The organism is Streptomyces sp. NPDC047315, from assembly GCF_040643215.1.
Classification (GTDB): domain Bacteria; phylum Actinomycetota; class Actinomycetes; order Streptomycetales; family Streptomycetaceae; genus Streptomyces.
The window spans coordinates 193,334-212,185 of sequence record NZ_JBEYTZ010000003.1; the positions used below are offsets into that span (position 1 = coordinate 193,334).

At 72.4% G+C, this 18,852-nt stretch carries 15 protein-coding genes and 1 riboswitch; all 15 genes read left to right on the forward strand.

All coding sequences use genetic code 11. The features are described 5' to 3' along the window. Positions 1–326 precede the first annotated feature (326 nt). Complete coding sequence (locus ABZ842_RS04445; protein ID WP_361531416.1) at positions 327–2,480, forward strand: N-6 DNA methylase; 2,154 nt, start codon at positions 327–329, stop codon at positions 2,478–2,480. A gap of 144 nt (positions 2,481–2,624) precedes the next feature. After that, entirely contained in the window at positions 2,625–3,422 is a 798-nt protein-coding gene (locus ABZ842_RS04450) for a hypothetical protein (RefSeq protein ID WP_361531419.1), read from the forward strand. Further along, positions 3,419–4,930 (forward strand): serine/threonine-protein kinase, encoded by a 1,512-nt coding sequence (locus tag ABZ842_RS04455; protein ID WP_361531422.1) that lies wholly within the window; start codon positions 3,419–3,421, stop codon positions 4,928–4,930. Before ABZ842_RS04450 ends, ABZ842_RS04455 begins: the two co-directional genes overlap by 4 nt. 291 nt (positions 4,931–5,221) lie before the next feature. Further along, positions 5,222–5,647, forward strand: coding sequence for a GtrA family protein (locus tag ABZ842_RS04460; RefSeq protein ID WP_361531425.1), 426 nt, complete (start codon positions 5,222–5,224; stop codon positions 5,645–5,647). A 142-nt stretch (positions 5,648–5,789) separates the two neighbouring features. Continuing rightward, a complete protein-coding gene (locus tag ABZ842_RS04465; RefSeq protein WP_361531428.1) occupies positions 5,790–6,443 on the forward strand; it encodes a SurA N-terminal domain-containing protein in 654 nt (217 codons plus the stop codon). Between the two features lie 78 nt (positions 6,444–6,521). Next, positions 6,522–7,514, forward strand: coding sequence for a nucleoside triphosphate pyrophosphohydrolase (locus ABZ842_RS04470; protein WP_361531431.1), 993 nt, complete (start codon positions 6,522–6,524; stop codon positions 7,512–7,514). 515 nt (positions 7,515–8,029) lie between these two features. Then, the gene (locus ABZ842_RS04475) at positions 8,030–9,295 is read left to right on the forward strand and encodes a cytochrome P450 (RefSeq protein ID WP_361531434.1); all 1,266 of its coding nucleotides are present in this window, start codon (positions 8,030–8,032) and stop codon (positions 9,293–9,295) included. 111 nt (positions 9,296–9,406) lie between these two features. Further along, entirely contained in the window at positions 9,407–10,402 is a 996-nt protein-coding gene (locus tag ABZ842_RS04480; RefSeq protein ID WP_361531437.1) for a transglycosylase family protein, read from the forward strand. Between the two features lie 287 nt (positions 10,403–10,689). Beyond that, positions 10,690–10,865: riboswitch (cyclic di-AMP (ydaO/yuaA leader) on the forward strand. Positions 10,866–10,868: 3 nt separating this feature from the next. Continuing rightward, positions 10,869–11,594: a transglycosylase family protein gene (locus tag ABZ842_RS04485; protein WP_361531440.1), complete on the forward strand. Its 726-nt coding sequence runs from the start codon at positions 10,869–10,871 to the stop codon at positions 11,592–11,594. A 366-nt stretch (positions 11,595–11,960) separates the two neighbouring features. Then, complete coding sequence (gene eno, locus ABZ842_RS04490; RefSeq protein WP_361531823.1) at positions 11,961–13,247, forward strand: phosphopyruvate hydratase; 1,287 nt, start codon at positions 11,961–11,963, stop codon at positions 13,245–13,247. 138 nt (positions 13,248–13,385) lie between these two features. Next, positions 13,386–13,868 carry a septum formation initiator family protein gene (locus ABZ842_RS04495; protein ID WP_361531443.1) on the forward strand — a complete coding sequence of 161 codons (483 nt, stop codon included), beginning with the start codon at positions 13,386–13,388 and terminating at the stop codon, positions 13,866–13,868. Positions 13,869–13,976: 108 nt separating this feature from the next. Then, positions 13,977–14,534, forward strand: a complete 558-nt coding sequence (locus tag ABZ842_RS04500; protein WP_361531445.1) for a DUF501 domain-containing protein — start codon at positions 13,977–13,979, stop codon at positions 14,532–14,534. Next, positions 14,531–15,445 (forward strand): Ppx/GppA phosphatase family protein, encoded by a 915-nt coding sequence (locus tag ABZ842_RS04505; protein WP_361531448.1) that lies wholly within the window; start codon positions 14,531–14,533, stop codon positions 15,443–15,445. The genes ABZ842_RS04500 and ABZ842_RS04505 overlap by 4 nt, the downstream gene beginning before the upstream one ends. Positions 15,446–15,889: 444 nt before the next feature. After that, a complete protein-coding gene (locus ABZ842_RS04510; RefSeq protein WP_361531451.1) occupies positions 15,890–17,269 on the forward strand; it encodes an NAD(P)/FAD-dependent oxidoreductase in 1,380 nt (459 codons plus the stop codon). 231 nt (positions 17,270–17,500) lie between these two features. Continuing rightward, positions 17,501–18,820 carry a cyclopropane-fatty-acyl-phospholipid synthase family protein gene (locus ABZ842_RS04515; RefSeq protein ID WP_361531454.1) on the forward strand — a complete coding sequence of 440 codons (1,320 nt, stop codon included), beginning with the start codon at positions 17,501–17,503 and terminating at the stop codon, positions 18,818–18,820. Positions 18,821–18,852 lie beyond the last annotated feature (32 nt).

The window sequence follows — 18,852 nt, forward strand, 5'->3', positions numbered from 1 at the left end:
GCTGTCCTCCCGGACATGAGGGTGACGGTGCGACGTCTGCCTGAGCCGGCCCTTCTGATGTGACGTCGCTTTCTCTAACTGCGTGCTGTGGTCGGTGCGGGACACCCGCTCCGTGAAGAGCCTCGACAATAAGAACAGAGGCTGTGAACCGAGTCAACATTAATTACGCCGTGAACACTTACATGCACTGTGAATGGGTCTCTCCGGCGCGGGCCGGTATCATCGGCGCCACAGACGACCGACTCCCGGGAGACGACCGACCGCTGGGACGTGCAGGCCATCGGCGGCATCCGGGAGCAGCGGTTCACACACCAGGGAGGCGGTCAGTGCCACAGAGCGCTAGCGAGGTCACCGCGGCCGGAATCGCCCGGCTCGCGGGAGTCGGGCGGGCCGCCGTCAGCAACTGGCGGCGTCGCCACGCCGACTTCCCCAAACCCGTCGGCGGCACCGAGACCAGCCCGTCCTTCGCGCTCAGCGACGTCGAACGCTGGCTGCGCGAACAGGGCAAGCTCGCCGAGGTCCCGCTGCGCGAACGGGTCTGGCAGCAGCTCGCCGACAGCCCCGCCACCGCCGCCGCCACCCTCGCCCGCGCGGGCTTCGCCCTGCTGCTCCTGCGCGACCGCCCCAGCACCTGGCAGGAGCTGACGGCCCGCCCCGACGAGCGGATGGCCGAACTGCTGCCGACCGCCGTCGAGCAGGTGGCCAGCGCCCGCTTCGGCGACGACCGGCACGCCCTGCTCGCCAGGGCCTGTCTGGAGTTCCCCCGCCAGGCGATCCCCTTCCTGCGCTCCGTCGGGGAACTCGCCGACGAACTCGGCCCCCGCCAGACGTACGAGTTCCTGCTCGGCCGCTTCCTCGACGCCAACATCCGCCAGTACACGCTCACCCCGCCCGGGCCCGCCGCCCTCATGGCCGCCGTCGCCGCGCCCCCGCACGCCGCCGCGGCGACCGTCCTCGACCCGGCCGCCGGCGCCGGCACCCTGCTGCGCGCCGTCGAACGCCCCGCCGCCCTCTACGTCCAGGAAGCCGACCCCGACCTCACCGCGCTCGCCGCGCTCCGCCTCGCCCTGCACGCCGACGCCGTCAGTGCCGTCAACGCCGCCAGCGCCGTCAGGGTCCACGCCCGCTCCGGCGACACCCTGCGCGCCGACGCCTTCCCCGACGTCGCCGTCGACGCCGTGCTGTGCCACCCCCCGTTCAACGAACGCAACTGGGGTCACGACGAGCTGAGTTACGACCCGCGCTGGGAGTACGGCCTACCGGCCCGCACCGAATCCGAACTCGCCTGGGTGCAACACGCCCTCGCCCGACTGCGCCCCGGCGGCACCGCCGTCCTGCTGATGCCGCCCGCTGCCGCCTCCCGCCGCTCCGGCCGCCGCATCCGCGCCGGGCTGCTGCGCCGCGGCGCGCTGCGGGCCGTGATCGCCCTGCCGGCCGGCGCCGCCCCGCCGTACGGAATCCCGCTCCACCTGTGGGTGCTCCGCAAGCCCGAGGCCGGCCAACTACCCCCGCCCGAAGTGCTCTTCGTGGACACCACGGAGCTGAGCGGCGCCGGCGGCGGACGCGACCGCCTCGACTGGCAGACCGTCCACAACGCGGTGCTCGACGCCTGGCTCCCCTTCAGCGGCGCCGAAGGCCCCGCCGCCCCGGCCCCCGCGGGCGGCGCGCCGCAGCCCGGGCGCACCGGCGTCAGCCGCGCCGTCGCCGTCATCGAACTCCTCGACGACGACGTGGACCTGGCCCCCGCCCGCCACGTGCCGCCCGCCGCCACCGGCGGCGACGCGGCCGAGTTGGAACGCGTACGCGCCAGGCTCACCGAAACCCTGCGGCTCACCGGCGAACTCGCCCCCGCGCCCGCCGCCGCCACCGCCGAGCGTGCGGTGTGGCCCACCACCACCGTCGGCGAACTCGCCCGCGCCCACGCACTGTCGCTGCGCGCCGGCACCACCACCGCCGTGCCCGCCCCGACGGCCCCCGCCGCCGCGCAGCCCCCGCCCCGGGGCGCCGTCCTCACCGAACAGGACGTCCTCGCCGGCGGCCCGCCGACCGGCGCCCTGCCCGACGCGACGGACGACGAGCCCGTACGCCTCGAAGCCGGCGACGTGGTCGTGCCCGTGCTCGGCGGCGGCTCCGTGGTCCGGGTCGTCGACGAGCGCGACGCCGGCGCGGTCCTCGGTCGCAACCTCCATCTGCTGCGCCCCGATCCCCAGGCGCTCGACCCCTGGTTCCTTGCCGGATTCCTGCGCGGCACCGCCAACACCCGCCAGGCCAGCAGCTACGCGTCCACCGCCACCCGGCTCGACGTCCGCCGGCTCCAACTGCCCCGGCTGCCCCTCGCCGACCAGCGCCGCTACGGCGCACGCTTCCGCGCCCTGGCCGCCTTCGAGGACGCGCTGCGCCTCGCGGGCCGATTGGGCGAGCAGTTGGTGCAGGGGCTGTACGACGGACTCACGGAGGGAACCGTCAGACCCGAGCGGTGAATCCGACCCCGGACGGATACGGCGACCCCCGGACGGCTGCGGCGACGTGTCGTGCGGCGGGTCCGCACAACCCGTGAGCTGGACCGCTTGTCGGTGTATACGCTCATCCGTACTCTGCAGTCCCCAGGTTCACCAGGAGCAGGAATGCACGGCCCCGGCTACGCCCCAGAGCGCCACGGTCCACCACCGGGCGCGGCGATCGTGCTCGTGCGCGTGCTGTTCCTGGCGCTGTCCGTGGCGTCCTGCGGAATCTTCGCCTGGGCGCCGATGCTGCGGGTCGCGCTGCTGCGCCGCCGTCCGGTCGACTGGATCCTCTGCGTCGCCAGCTTCGTCCTCGCCGTCTTCCTGCTGGTCGCGATCGGGGCCTGGGGCTCGGACACGGAGGCGGACGCCAACGGCGAGACGGAGCCGTCGAACGCCGTCGACATCGGGGTGATCACCGGGCTGCTCGCGCTGGGCTTCGGCGCCGCCGTCCACTATCTGATCGTGGACATCCGGCACTACGACGGGCGCCGCGGCTCGGCGTACCCGGCGCCGCCGACGGGCGGCCCCGGCGGCTACGGACCGCCGTCCGTCATGCCGTCCGGCGCGCCGGGATACGGCTATCCGCCCGTGCAGCCGACGCCGGGCGCCGGGCCGGTCCACGCCCCGGCCCCCGGATACGGCTATCCGCCCGCGTATCCACAGCCGCAACACCTCCAACACCCGGCGCAGCACCTGCAGACCACCCAGACGCACCTGCCGACCCAGATATCCCAACCGTCGCCCCCGCCGGCCCCGCAGCCGCCGCAGCCGGCCCAGCAACCGCAGTCGGCGCAGCACCCTCAGCCGGCGCAGCAACCGCAGTCGGGCGCGCCTTCGCCGGACAAGCCCCGCATCGACCAGGTCCGCGCCGAACTCGACGAGCTCAGTGACTACCTCCGCAAGGAGCAGGGCCGGTGAACGGACGCGTCATCGCGGACCGCTACGAACTCTCCACCGTCATCGGCCAGGGCGGCATGGGCCAGGTCTGGACCGCCTACGACCGAAGGCTCGACCGCCGCGTCGCCGTCAAGCTGCTGCGCCCCGACCACATGGCCCACGGCACCGAAGCCGCCGAGATGCGCCGCCGCTTCGTGCGCGAGTGCCGGGTGACCGCCCAGGTCACCCACCCCGGCCTGGTCACCGTCCACGACGCCGGCAGCGACAGCGACGACCTCTACCTCGTCATGCAGTACGTCGAGGGCGCCGACCTCGCCGACCACCTCGCCGAGCACGAGCCGTACCCCTGGCAGTGGACCGTCGCCGTCGCCGCCCAACTGTGCGCCGTGCTCGCCGCGGTGCACGCCGTGCCGATCGTGCACCGCGACCTCAAACCGCGGAACGTGATGGTCAAGCCGGACGGCACCGTCACCGTGCTCGACCTCGGCGTCGCCTCCGTCATCGACACCGACACCACCCGCCTCACCCACACCGGCTCGCCCATCGGCAGCCCCGCCTACATGGCGCCCGAACAGGCCATGGGCGGCGCCGTAGGCCCGTACACCGACCTGTACGCGCTCGGCGTGCTGATGCACGAACTCCTCAGCGGCAACGTCCCCTTCGCCGGCTCCACCGCGCTCGGCGTCCTCCACCGCCATCTGTACGAGGCCCCGCTCCCGGTGCGCCGCATGCGCCCCGAGGTCCCGGACCCGCTGGAGGCCCTGGTGCTGCGGCTGCTCGCCAAGGACCCGCAACACCGGCCGTCCGGAGCGCAGGAGGTGTACGAGGCGCTGGCCCCGCTGCTGCCCCAACGCGGCTCCCCCGGCGGCCCGCTCGACCCCACGCGCCCCTTCCTGCGCCCGCACGCCCCCTGGCCCGACCGCTCCGAGTCGGCCACCGCGCCGGCGCCGGCCCCCGTGGTGCCCACCCCGTCGAAGCCGGACGTCGCCGCCGCCGTCGACGAGGTCAAGCGCCTCCTCGGCGAGGGCAGCATCACCCGGGCCGTCGACGTCCTCGGCAACATCCTCCCCGCCGCGGCGGCCGAGCACGGCGAGCGCTCGCCGGTCGTCCGCATCCTGCGCAAGCAGTACGCGACGACGCTGATGGACGACGGCCAGTACCGGCGCGCCCTGCCCGAACTGCGCCGCCTCGCCGACGACCGCGCCGCCGACGCCGGCCCGGCCGACCCGCAGACCCTCCAGTTCCGCCACGACGCGGCGCAGTGCCTGGAGCAGCTCGGCGAGGCCGCCGCGGCCACGGCGGAGTACCGCGCCCTGCTGCCGTACTACGAGAACGCCGGGGACAGCACGCGCGCCTTCGACGTCCGCCGCCGCATCGGCAACCTGCTGCTCGCGGTCGGCGACCACACCGGCGCCCACCACCACCTCCAGGCGCTCCTCTACGACGCGGAGCGCACCTTCGGCCCCTACCACCAACTCCCGGCGGACCTCCGCCGCGCCCTGGACCGCCAGCGCCAGTTCCACCCGTAGGGGTGCGCGTGGAGCCCCGCGCGCGCGGACGCAGCCGCCGTTCCCCTGCGGGAGCGCTGGTCTCTGCGGCCTGGTGGTGGGTTGATCGCGCAGTTCCCCGCGCCCCTAAAAACTCTCGTCCTGCAGGTAAGGGACGGGGGGCAAATCAGGGGCGCGGGGAACTGCGCGACAAGCCCGCCACCGGGCCGCGGACGTCGTCGTCGCGTACTTGCCACGGCGCTGTCGCGCCATGGCGTACGCTTCCTGGCCGAAGGCGCACGTACGAATCATCCGCGGGGAGCTGGCGAGAAGATGACGGTCCGGGGCCAGCTGTTTCGATTCGCCCTGGTGGGTGCGGTCAACACCGGCATCTACTACGGCCTGTACCTGATCCTGCTGACCCGGCTGCCGTACGTCGCCTCGCACGTCATCGCCTTCGTGCTCAGCATGATCGGCTCCTTCTTCCTCACCTCGTACTTCACCTACCGCACCCGCCCCACCTGGCGGAAGTTCTTCCTCTTCCCCCTGACGAACGCGGCGAACTTCGTCGTCACCACCACCGGCGTCTACCTGCTGGTGGACGTCTTCGACCTCGGCAGCCGGTACGCGCCGCTGATCGCGGCGGCTGCGGCGATCCCCATCACCTTCGTCGTCTCCCGGACGATCATGCTCAGGCCGGAGCCGGGCGGGGCGCACGGCGAGCGCGAGCCGGTGGGCACGACGACCGACCGCCGCTGAGCCGCGGCGGGGCCGTCGGGTCGAATCACCTGCCGGATCGAATCAGTGGCGGCGAAGTGGTGGCCCGGGCACCGCGGACTGCCTACCATCGATCACCGCAGGACTTTGTGACTCGTCGCACAAACCTCGTCAGGAGGCTCCCTTGCCCCGCCGTCGTCGTACCGCGATCATCGTCTCCGCCGCGCTGCTGTCCGCCGCACCCCTCCTCACCGCCTGCGGCAACGACGCGCACCCGGGTGCCGCCGCCGTCGTCGGCGGCGAGCGGATCGAGGTGTCCACGGTCCAGGCGGCGGTCAAGGACGTGCGCACCGCCCAGGAGAAGACCCCCCAGGGCGAACAGCTGGTCCGCGAGACCGGCCAGCTCAGCCGGGCCAAGCTCTACGACCTCATCGTCAACCAGGTCGTGCACAAGGCCGCCGCCGACGCGGGCGTCACCGTCACCCGCAAGGAACTCCAGGAGGGCCGGGCGATGCTGGCCCAGCGCTTCGGCGGTGAGGAGGGCCTCGCCGCCGCGTACCTCCAGGAGCGCGGGGTCGCCCCCGACCAGCTCGACGCCGTCGTCGAACGCGACATCCTGATCAACAAGCTCGCCCGGTCCATGGGCACCAACGACCCGGCCGAGGGCCAGCAGAAGCTGAACGCGGCCTTCACCACCGCGGCGAAGTCCCTCGACATCGACGTGAACCCGCGCTTCGGCGCCTGGGACGACCAGAAGCTGGAGCTCGGCGACTACAAGGCGGCGTGGATCACGCAGGTCAGCGAGCAGGAGCAGCCGGCCGTGCCGAGCACGGCGTGAAGCCCAGCCCGCAGGTGTGAAGCCCAGCGCGGCGTAAATGCGACCGGGGCGTCCGGCGGGCGGAGGTAGGTTCGTGGGGTGACCACGAACACCTCCGCCGCCGCGCCCGTCGAGGCCGGGCCGACCGGCCGCATCGTCCTGCTCACCACGAGCCACCGGGTCGCCCCCGGGCTGCTGTCCTGGCCCGCGTGGCAGACCCTGCGCACCGCGGACCGGGTGCTCTGCGCGGACCACGCCCACCCCCAGCTCCCGCACCTGCGGGAGGCCGGGGTCGAGGTGACCCCTTCGGTGCCGGACGCGCACGGCCTGGTGGACGCCTGCGCCGGGGGCGCGACCGTGGTCGTCCTGGTCACCGGCGAGGGCGACCGCGCCCTGACCGACGGCCTCTCCCGCCTCGCCGGCTCCGGCCGGGTCGCGATGCCCGCGCTGGAACTGCTCCCCGGCTCGTACGACCTCCCCGGCGCCCGCTTCCTCGACCTCGTCCAGGTCATGGACCGGATCCGGGTCGAGTGCCCGTGGTCGTCGGTGCCCGCGCACCGGGACCTCGCGAAGTACGCGATCGAGGAGGCGTACGAACTCGTCGAGGCGATCGAGCAGGGCGACCGCGACGAGCTGCGGGAGGAGCTGGGCGACGTCCTCCTCCAGGTCGTCTTCCACGCCCGGATCGCGCAGGAGGACGCCGACGGGCCGTTCTCCATCGACGACGTCGCCGGGACGATCGTGGACAAGCTGATCCACCGGCACCCGCACGTCTTCGGCGACGAGGTGGCGCGCACGCCGCAGGACGTGCGGGACATCTGGCTGCGCACGAAGGCGACGGAGAAGCAGCGCGACTCGGTGACGGACGGGGTCCCGCTGGGTCAGCCGGGCCTCGCCCTCGCGGCGAAGCTCGCGTCCCGCGTGCGCACGGCGGGCCTGGACGTGCCGCTCCCCGCGGGGGAGGGCGTGGGCTACGAGCTGCTGGCGCTGGCGGTCGCGGCGGACGAGGCGGGCGTGGACCCCGAATCCGCCCTGCGCGCGGCGACCCGCGCGTACCACGCGTCCATCCGCGCGACGGAATCCCCCCGCTAGCCCCCGCGCCGCCCTTTGACGCCTCCGCCGACCCCTGCGGGAGCGCTGGTCTCCGAGACTCGGACGTGGGTTCCTCGCGCCCCTGACACCTCCGTCGTTTCCTTGCGGGAGCGTTAGTCTCTGCGGCCTGGTGGTGAGTTCCTCGCGCCCCTGGACACCACCGCCGTTTCCCTGCGGGAGTCTTGGTCTCTGCGGCTCGTCTGTGGCTTGTCGCGCAGTCCCCCGCGCCCCTGTGTCGCTGCCCCCGTCTCTTACCTGCGGGACGAGAGTTTTTAGGGGCGCGGGGAACTGCGCGATCAGCCACGCACGGTCTGCACAGACCAATGCACCTGCGGGGTTACGGCGGTGGTGTCAGGGGCGCTGGGGGTCCCCCCACGCCCTCTGGGCGTAGGGGGCGGAACTGCGCGACAAGCCCGCCACCGGGCCGCACGCGGCAGCGTGGCCGCAGGAAGGGGGAGCACACCGCCAGGCCGGACGCGGCAGGCGCAGGCGCAGGCGCGGGGTAGCGTCGGGGGATGCGTGCGACTTCCGGACAGCCCACACCCCCGCTCTTCACCTGGGAGTTCGCCACCGACCCCTACCCCACCTACGCCTGGCTCCGCACCCACTCGCCCGTGCACCGCACCACCCTCCCCAGCGGCGTCGAGGCGTGGCTCGTCACCCGGTACGCCGACGCCCGGCAGGCCCTCGCCGACCCGCGGCTGTCGAAGAACCCGGCGCACCACGACGAGCCCGCCCACGCCAAGGGCAAGACCGGCATCCCGGGGGAGCGCAAGGCGGAGTTGATGACGCATCTGCTGAACATCGACCCGCCCGACCACACGCGGCTGCGCCGACTCGTGTCCAAGGCGTTCACCCCCCGCCGCGTCGCCGCCTTCGCGCCGCGCGTGCAGGAGCTGACGGACCGGCTCATCGACGGCTTCGCGGACCGCGGCAGCGCAGACCTGATCCACGAGTTCGCGTTCCCGCTCCCCATCTACGCGATCTGCGACCTGCTGGGCGTGCCCGCCGAGGACCAGGACGACTTCCGGGACTGGGCGGGGATGATGATCCGCCACGGCGGCGGCCCCCGCGGCGGCGTGGCGCGCTCCGTGAAGAAGATGCGCGGCTACCTCGCCGAGCTGATCCACCGCAAGCGGGAGACCCTGGGCCCCGAGAGCGCCGACGACGACCTGATCTCGGGGCTGATCCGGGCCAGCGACCACGGCGAGCACCTCACCGAGAACGAGGCCGCGGCGATGGCCTTCATCCTCCTCTTCGCCGGGTTCGAAACCACCGTGAACCTGATCGGGAACGGCACGTACTCCCTGCTGCGCAACCCGGAGCAACGCGCCCTGCTCCAGGAGTCCCTGGCGGCCGGTCGGACCGACCTGCTGGAGACGGGCGTGGAGGAGCTGTTGCGCTACGACGGACCGGTGGAGTTGGCGACCTGGCGGTTCGCCACCGAGGCGGTGACGATCGGCGGGCAGGAAGTCGCCGAAGGCGACCCCGTCCTCGTCGTGCTCGCCGCCGCCGACCGCGACCCCGACCGCTTCGACGGGCCCGACGTCCTCGATCTGTCCCGACGTGACAATCAGCACCTCGGGTACGGCCACGGGATCCACTACTGCCTCGGCGCGCCCCTCGCCCGCATCGAAGCGCAGACGGCGCTCGCGACCCTGCTGCGTCGCCTCCCTGACCTGCAACTCGCGGGGGATCCGTCCGATTTGCGGTGGCGCGGCGGGCTGATCATGCGTGGACTGCGCACGCTTCCCGTGGAGTTCGGCCGCCCGACTAACTGACGGAGCATCAACTCTGTGATGTTTGCGTGATCTCCGCTGCATCGACTTGTGACTGACGTTGGAGTGCGGTTACGTTCACCCCCGTCTCAGCCGTCAGCGAAAGGCAACCGCATGCTCTCCGGGAATGGTCGACATCGCCGTCCTCGCCAGGCCCCGGCACTCGTCGTCGCCGCGGGGGTGACGGGATCTGCGATCGCGATCCCGCTCCTCGGCGCCGGGTCCGCGTCCGCCGCCGACTCCGCCGTGTGGGACCGGGTCGCGGAGTGCGAGAGTGCCGGGCAGTGGAGCGCCAACACCGGCAACGGCTACTTCGGCGGGCTCCAGTTCTCGCAGGAGACGTGGGAAGCCTTCGGCGGTACGCAGTACGCGGTGCGCGCCGACCTCGCGAGCCGTTCGCAGCAGATCGCCGTGGCCGAGAAGGTGCTGGCCGCCCAGGGGTCGCAGGCGTGGTCGTCCTGCGGGGCGAACGCGGGGCTGCCGGGCAGCGAGAAGCCGAAGCTCGACCTGGGCGCCCTGCCGGTGCCCACCGCGCCGACCACGCCGTCCCCCGGCCCGACCCAGGGCGTCGGCAACGGCGTCGCGCCGGGCGCCGGTACGGACGAGGGAAAGAAGGCCGGCGGCAAGCACCGCGGCCCGGCCGCGACCGAGACCCCGGCCGCGCCGGCGTCCCCGGAGCCCTCCGGCGCCGTCGAGGGCGCGGACGCGGGTGCGAGCGCGGGCACGGGCGAGCGGCGCGCGAGCGACGACACCCGGGCCTCGCGCAGCGACACGCCCGGCCGCGGCGACTCCGTCCAGCCCGGCGACCCGGGCAAGGCGGTCGGTGCGCCGGCGAAGGGTCAGCAGGGCGACGGCTCGACCGGCGCGGGCGCCGAGGCCAACAAGAAGGACGCCGACGGCAAGAAGGACGACGCCGGCGCCAGCGCCGACACCGCGACCGCGTCGCCCGGCACGTACACCGTCCGCCCCGGCGACAACCTCTGGGCCATCGCGGACGCCCAGGACCTCCCCGGAGGCTGGCCGGCGCTCTACGAGGCGAACCGCGATGCCGTCGGCGCTGATCCCGATCTGATCCTGCCTGGTCAGAACCTTGACCTCGGGGTGAAGTAGCCCGATTCAGGGGCACGTTGGGGCAGGTTTTTGCCGGCTTTTGTCCGTTTCTGCGTAAGTGAGACATGTGTCTCTCTGCTCGAACGGACTTCCGGCCCCGAATGGAATGACTCATTCCGTGTCCCACCTGCGGAAACGGGGGTTTCCGGAAGGCCGTGATGGGCGTTTTCTCCCCGATGTTCCTTCTTTGAACATCGGGGAGGGCTGTGATTACGGTCTGACCGCTCGCCAAAGCGGGCACCACTGACCGTCACGCCGAATCCTGCCGTCGGTCGGGGGGAACAGTCGTCGCGAGAGCGCCGAAGGCAGGAGCGGGGGACCCACGTACGTGCCGGTCCCGTCCACCCCGGGAGACCCGGGGCACGGACACCGGCTTGGGGTGAAGCCGCGCCGAGCGCGCGGCCGGGCAACTCACTTGGCCCGAACCCGACAGCTCACCTCGTAGGCGTCGGTGAGGAGATCCACCATGCTGTTTTCCAGCAAGGGCAAGCACCGCCGCCCGTCCAAGGCCGCCAAGTTCGCCGCCTTCGCCGGCATCACCACCGCCGCGATCGCCGCCCCGCTGGTGGGCGCCACCTCCGCCTCCGCCGCCACTGCCGCCGAGTGGGACAAGGTCGCCCAGTGCGAGTCCGGCGGCAACTGGTCGATCAACACCGGCAACGGCTACTACGGCGGCCTGCAGTTCTCCCCGTCCACCTGGGCCGCCTTCGGTGGCACCCAGTACGCGTCGAACGCGCACCTCGCCTCCAAGTCGCAGCAGATCGAGATCGCCGAGAAGGTCCTCGCGGGCCAGGGCAAGGGCGCCTGGCCGAGCTGTGGCGTCGGCCTCTCCAAGGCCGCGTACAACGGCGGCGGCGCCGAGCAGGCCCCCGCCCCGAAGCAGGAGCAGCCCAAGCCGCAGCCGAAGCCCGAGCAGCCGAAGCAGCAGCAGAAGGCGCAGCCCTCGCAGGAGCGCGCCGAGGCCCCGACCACCCGCTCCGAGCGCCCGTCCGCCCCGGCCAAGTCCGCGCCGAAGGCCGGCGGCTTCGAGAAGGGCGACGGCGAGTACGAGGTCCAGGCCGGCGACACCCTGAGCAAGATCGCCGAGAGCGAGCAGGTCAAGGGCGGCTGGCAGAAGCTCTTCGAGCTGAACAAGGACGTCGTGGACGACGCTGACGTCATCTACCCGGGTCAGCAGCTCCACCTGAGCTGACCCGTCGCGAACCCACGGGCCGTCACCCCGACCCGACCCCCCACGGGTTCGCCACTCACGGCCCCGGGCCGGCGCGCTTCCCCCGTACGCGCCGGCCCGGGGTTCTGTGTGTCACGGGTGAGCAGCAAGCCCGCACTGACCGTCGGGGGTCCGCGCCGACCGCGAGAGGCCCGCTTCTGAGCAGGCATCCGCGCAGTTGAGAGGCGTTACCCGACGGTAGCTATGCGCCTTTTGGCCGGGGTGAAGTTCTTCGCACTCTTTTTCGTCCCAGGGGGCGGGCAGCGGCCGGTCGACGCCCCCCAGCCGGTTAGGCTCTTGCCGTTGGGCGCTGAGCCCCGCACCCCACGCGTCACATCCCAGAAGGAGATGCTCGTGCCGTCCATCGACGTCGTCGTAGCCCGGGAAATCCTGGACTCCCGAGGCAACCCCACGGTCGAGGTCGAGGTCGGCCTCGACGACGGGAGCACCGGCCGCGCCGCGGTGCCCTCCGGCGCCTCCACCGGTGCCTTCGAGGCCCTGGAGCTCCGCGACGGAGACCCGAACCGCTACCAGGGCAAGGGCGTCGAGAAGGCCGTCCTCGCCGTCATCGAGCAGATCGGCCCGGAGCTCGTCGGCTACGACGCCACCGAGCAGCGCCTCATCGACCAGGCGATGTTCGACCTGGACGCCACCCCGGACAAGTCCTCGCTGGGCGCGAACGCCATCCTCGGCGTCTCCCTCGCCGTGGCGCACGCCGCCTCCGAGGCGTCCGACCTTCCACTCTTCCGCTACCTGGGCGGTCCGAACGCGCACCTGCTGCCCGTTCCGATGATGAACATCCTGAACGGCGGCTCGCACGCCGACTCCAACGTGGACATCCAGGAGTTCATGATCGCCCCGATCGGCGCGGAGTCCTTCTCCGAGGCGCTGCGCTGGGGCACCGAGGTGTACCACACCCTCAAGAAGGTCCTGAAGGGCCGCGGCCTGTCCACCGGCCTCGGCGACGAGGGCGGCTTCGCGCCGAACCTGGACTCCAACCGCGCCGCGCTGGACCTGATCATCGAGGCGATCAAGGAAGCCGGCTACGCCCCCGGCAAGGACATCGCGCTCGCGCTCGACGTCGCCGCCTCCGAGTTCTACAAGGACGGCTCGTACGAGTTCGAGGGCAAGTCCCTCTCCGCCGCCGAGCTGACCGAGTACTACGAGGAGCTGGTCGCGGCCTACCCGCTGGTCTCCATCGAGGACCCGCTGTTCGAGGACGACTGGGCCGGCTGGAAGGTGCTCACCGACAAGCTGGGCGCCAAGGTCCAGATCGTCGGCGACGACCTCTTCGTCACCAACCCCGAGCGCCTGGCCCGCGGCATCGAGGAGGGCTCCGCGAACGCCCTGCTCGTCAAGGTCAACCAGATCGGTTCGCTGACCGAGACCCTGGACGCCGTCGAGCTGGCCCAGCGCAACGGCTTCAAGTGCATGATGTCCCACCGCTCCGGCGAGACCGAGGACGTCACCATCGCCGACCTGGCCGTGGCCACCAACTGCGGCCAGATCAAGACCGGCGCCCCGGCCCGCTCCGAGCGCGTCGCCAAGTACAACCAGCTCCTGCGCATCGAGGAGATCCTGGACGACGCGGCCGTGTACGCGGGCCGCAGCGCGTTCCCCCGCTTCAAGGGCTGATCGGCCCCGGCAGCCAGTCGTGCGGTACGTCCCCGGCCGCGGTCCCGTACCGTGTCCGGGGACGTACGCACGTACGCGCCCCGATGGCACCGACCAGACGGCACCGACGGAGCAGCCGGCGCAGGGGAGGCGGATCAGATGGCCAAGCGGGACTCCGGGAACGGCGACGGACGGTTCTCCACCGCGACCAGGCTGCGGCTGCTCGGCGAGCAGACCGCGGCCCGTGTGTACCGCTCCCAGACCAAGCGCCAGGCGCGGCGCTCCCGGCTGACGGGCCGGGCGGCCTTCCTCGCGCTCGTCGTCTGCTCCCTCGTGGTCGCCCTGGCGTACCCGATGCGGCAGTACGTCTCGCAACGCGGCGACATCGCCGACCAGCGCGAGCGGATGGCCGACGCGGAGCAGCAGGTGGAGCGGTTGCGGGACGAGAAGGCGCGGCTCCAGGACGACATGTACGTACGCCGCCTGGCCCGTGAGCACCTGCATTACGTACTGCCGGGGGAGACCGGCTACATCATGATCGACCCGGAGGCGGCCGAGCGGCGCCGCAACGACGAGGGCTCGGCCGACCGGCCCTGGTACTCGAACGTCTGGGAAGGCGTCGACGACTCGGACCGCGACTGACCGCGGGCACGCACGCGACGCACCACCCACCACGCCGTAGCAAGACGAGCAGTACGACGCAGCAGCACGACGACGCAGCAACGTAGAACGACCGGATCCAAGGCAGGCATGGAAACCCCTCCACCCACCACCGAGCACACCGCCCCCACGGACGACGACATCGCGGCCTTCCAGCTCCAGCTCGGACGTCCGCCGCGCGGTCTGCGCGCCATCGCGCACCGCTGCCCCTGCGGGCTGCCGGACGTCGTGGAGACCGCGCCCCGGCTGCCCGACGGCACCCCCTTCCCCACGCTGTACTACCTGACCTGCCCGCGCGCCGCCTCCGCCATCGGCACGCTGGAGGCCAACGGCGTGATGAAGGAGATGTCGGAGCGGCTGGCCGCGGACCCCGAACTGGCCGCCGCCTACCGGGCCGCGCACGAGGACTACATCGCGCGCCGCGACGAGATCGAGGAGCTGACGGGCTTCCCGAGCGCCGGCGGCATGCCGGACCGGGTGAAGTGCCTGCACGTGCTGGTCGGGCACTCGCTGGCCGCCGGCCCCGGGGTCAACCCGCTGGGCGACGAGGCCATCGCGATGCTGCCCGAGTGGTGGCGCAAGGGCCCGTGCGTCACCCCGTGCCGGACCGACGGGGCCGACGCGAAGGCCCCGGAGGAGGACGCATGACCCGCGTCGCCGCCGTCGACTGCGGCACCAACTCCATCCGCCTGCTGATCGCCGAGGTCGACCCGACCGGCGGCGAGCTGGTCGAGCTGGACCGGCGGATGACCATCGTCCGGCTGGGGCAGGGCGTCGACCGCACAGGCCGGCTCGCCCCCGAGGCCCTGGAGCGCACCTTCGCGGCCTGCCGCGAGTACGCGGCGGCCATCGCGGACTACGGTGTCGAACGCGTCCGCTTCGTCGCCACCTCCGCCACCCGCGACGCGGAGAACCGCGCGGACTTCGTCCGGGGCGTGGTCGAGATCCTGGGCGTCGAGCCCGAGGTGATCACCGGGGACCAGGAGGCCGAACTCTCCTTCACCGGCGCCACCGGCGAGCTGCCCGGCCACGAGGAGCGGCTGGTCGTCGACATCGGCGGCGGCTCCACCGAGTTCGTCATCGGACGCGACCGGGTGGAGGCCGCGCGCTCCGTGGACGTCGGCTGCGTCCGGCTCACCGAGCGCCACGTGCGCAGCGACCCGCCGTCGGCCGCGGAGCTGGCCGCGGTCCGCGCGGACGTCGAGGCCGCGCTGGACCTCGCCGAGGAGACCGTGCCGCTGCGCGGCGCCCGCACGCTGGTGGGGCTCGCCGGCTCGGTCGCCACGGTCGCGGGCATCGCGCTGGGCCTCGACGCGTACGACTCCAAGGCGATCCACCACTCGCGCGTCTCCCGCGCCCGGGTCGCCGAGATCGTGCACGCCCTGGCCGCCGCGACCCACGACGAGCGGGCCGCGATCCCGGTGGTGCACCCGGGGCGGGTGGACGTGATCGTCCCCGGGGCGCTCGTACTGCTCGCGATCATGGAACGGATCGACGCGGACGAGGTGGTCGTCAGCGAACACGACATCCTCGACGGCATCGCGCTCTCCCTCGTCTGAGGCAGCTCAGGGGCATCTCAGGGGCACCTTAGGAGCGGCTTCGAGGTAGTGCCGGGGCGCATAAAAGCCGCATAAAAGTCGCGGCGACACGGCCCGGATGAGAAGTCGATGAGCAACTTCGTGAAGTTCTTCACAAGGAAAAGGGGCCTGATGGGGGCGGTGCGGGGTCGAAAGGCACGTGCCGTAGGGCCTTTGGGCCCGAAGGAGTGCGGACGAAGGGGACTTCGGGGTGTTTCGGGAAGGTGAACCACCGGCCGGGCGAACCCCGGGAGCGCCCTCAAGGGGCCAGCTCACAGCGGGTGCCCAACGACTGGACCACGCGCCGGGTTCCCCGTTTCGACCATGACCTCGATCACGCGGGCCGCGCAGTGTAGCAGAGCCCTGTCGAGACCTTGTGAAGGGGCTCACGAGCACCCCCCACCAGGGGGGTGGATACTCGATGGCATGAGCACCACGGAGCGTCCCAGGATCCTCGTAGTAGGCGGTGGGTACGTTGGCTTGTACGCGGCACGGCGCATTCTGAAGAAGATGCGCTACGGCGAGGCGACCGTCACGGTCGTCGACCCGCGGTCGTACATGACGTACCAGCCCTTCCTCCCCGAAGCCGCCGCCGGCAGCATCTCGCCCCGGCACGTCGTCGTCCCGCTGCGACGCGTGCTGCCGAAGGCCGAGGTGCTCACCGGCCGGGTCACCACGATCGACCAGGACCGCAAGGTCGCCACGATCGCGCCGCTCGTCGGCGAGGCGTACGAGCTGCCCTTCGACTACCTGGTCGTCGCCCTGGGCGCGGTCTCCCGCACCTTCCCGATCCCCGGACTCGCCGAGCAGGGCATCGGCATGAAGGGCATCGAAGAGGCCATCGGGCTGCGCAACCACGTCCTGGAGCAGCTGGACAAGGCCGACTCCACCACCGACGAGGAGGTCCGCCGCCGTGCGCTGACCTTCGTCTTCGTCGGCGGCGGCTTCGCCGGAGCCGAGACCATCGGCGAGGTCGAGGACATGGCGCGCGACGCCGCCAAGTACTACACCAACGTCAAGCGCGAGGACATGCGGTTCATCCTCGTCGACGCGGCCGACAAGATCCTTCCGGAGGTCGGGCCCAAGCTCGGCGCCTACGGCAAGGAGCACCTGGAGTCCCGCGGCGTCGAGATCTACCTGCAGACGTCCATGGACTCCTGCGTCGACGGCCACGTGGTGCTGAAGAACGGCCTTGAGGTCGACTCCGACACCGTCGTGTGGACCGCCGGCGTCAAGCCGAACCCGGCGCTCGCCCGCTACGGCCTCCCGCTCGGCCCCCGCGGCCACGTGGACACCGCCACCACCCTCCAGGTCCAGGGCACCGACTACATCTGGGCCGCGGGCGACAACGCCCAGGTCCCGGACGTCGCCGCCCGCAAGGCCGGCGTGGAGAACGCCTGGTGCCCGCCGAACGCGCAGCACGCCCTGCGCCAGGCCAAGGTCCTCGGCGACAACGTGATCTCCGGCATGCGGGGCTTCCCGCAGAAGGAGTACAGCCACGCCAACAAGGGCGCCGTGGCCGGCCTCGGCCTCCACAAGGGCGTCGCGATGATCGTCGTCGGCAAGATGAAGATCAAGCTCCGCGGCCGGCTGGCCTGGTACATGCACCGTGGCTACCACGGCCTCGCGATGCCGACCTGGAACCGTAAGATCCGCGTCTTCGCTGACTGGACGCTGGGCATGTTCCTGAAGCGCGAAGTCGTCTCCCTCGGTGCGATCCAGTCGCCCCGCGAGGAGTTCTACGAGGCGGCCAAGCCGACGCCCGCGCCGGTCACCGCCACCCCCGAGAAGGCCAAGGCTTCCTGACTCCGGCCTTCCCGGTTCCGTAAGGCACCCGAACGAGGGGCCGCCCGCCATCCGTGGTGCGGGCGGCCCCTTTGCCGTGCCCGGGGCACGACCATGCGGGGGGTTCGCGGCGGGATACGGGCGTTTCACGGTCGGCACGGGCGCAGGGCGGGAAGCACCCTCAGGGGTCGGGTTGTTGTCATGACGGCAACCCGCAAGCCGGAACGCCGGAACCTCACGGAGGTGTGTGCCATGGCCGGAGCCGCAGTGCGGCTGACCGCCCTCGCCGAAGACCTGTTGGGCAGGCCCTTCCCCGTCCGCCTGCGGGCCTGGGACGGTTCGGAGGCGGGACCCCCGGGCGGGCCCGTGCTCGTGGTGCGGCAGCGCCGCGCCCTGCGGCGGTTGTTGTGGCGGCCCGGTGAGTTGGGCCTGGCGCGTGCCTGGGTCGCCGGGGAAATCGACGTCGAGGGCGACCTCTACACCGTCCTGGACCACCTCACCGGCGTCCTCTGGGAGCGTGCCGACGCCGCCCGCGAAGCCGACGCCGCCCATGAAGCGGACAGCCGGCTGCGGCGGCTGCGCGACCCGCGGCTGCGCACCGCGGCCCGCGGCCTGTTGGCGCTCGGCGGCGCCCTGCCGCCCCCGCCGCCGCCCCCCGAGGAGGTCGGCCGCCGCGCCGGCTCCTCGCACACCAAGCGTCGCGACAGCCAGGCCATCAGCCACCACTACGACGTGGGGAACGACTTCTACGAACTCGTCCTCGGCCCCTCCATGGTGTACTCCTGCGCCTACTGGGGCGACGGCGCCCGTACCCTGGAGGACGCCCAGCGCGCCAAGCTCGACCTCGTCGCCCGCAAGCTGGACCTGAAGGAGGGCGACCGGCTGCTGGACGTCGGCTCCGGCTGGGGCTCCATGGCCATCCACGCGGCCCGGGAGTACGGCGCGCAGGTCACCGGGGTGACGCTCTCCCGCGAGCAGGCCGCGTACGCCCGCAAACGGGTCGCCGAGGCCGGGCTGACCGACCGGATCGAGATCCGCGTCCAGGACTACCGGGACGTCAGGGACGGCCCGTACGACGCGATTTCCTCCATCGGGATGGCCGAACACGTCGGCTCGGTCCGCTACCAGGAGTACGCCTCGCAGCTGTACTCCCTGCTCAAGACCGGCGGCCGGCTGCTGAACCACCAGATCGCGCGCCGCCCGCAGGCCGACGAGTCGACGTACGAGGTCGACGAGTTCATCGACCGGTACGTCTTCCCCGACGGGGAGCTGTCCCCGCTCGGCGCCACCGTCGCGGGCGTGGAGTCCGCCGGCTTCGAGGTGCGGGACGTGGAGTCCATCCGCGAGCACTACGCCCTCACCCTGCGCCGCTGGGTGGCCAATTTGGAGGAGAACTGGCGGCAGGGCGTCGCGCTCACCTCCCCGGGCCGGGCCCGGGTGTGGCGGCTGTACATGGCCGCGTCCGCGCTCTCCTTCGAGCGCAATCGGATCGGGGTGAACCAGGTCCTCGCCGTGAAGACCGGTGCGGACGGCGCGGCCGGGCTGCCGCTACGCACCCGCGCCTGGACCTGACGCCGGACGGCCGCGTAAGCACGGCGAAGGGC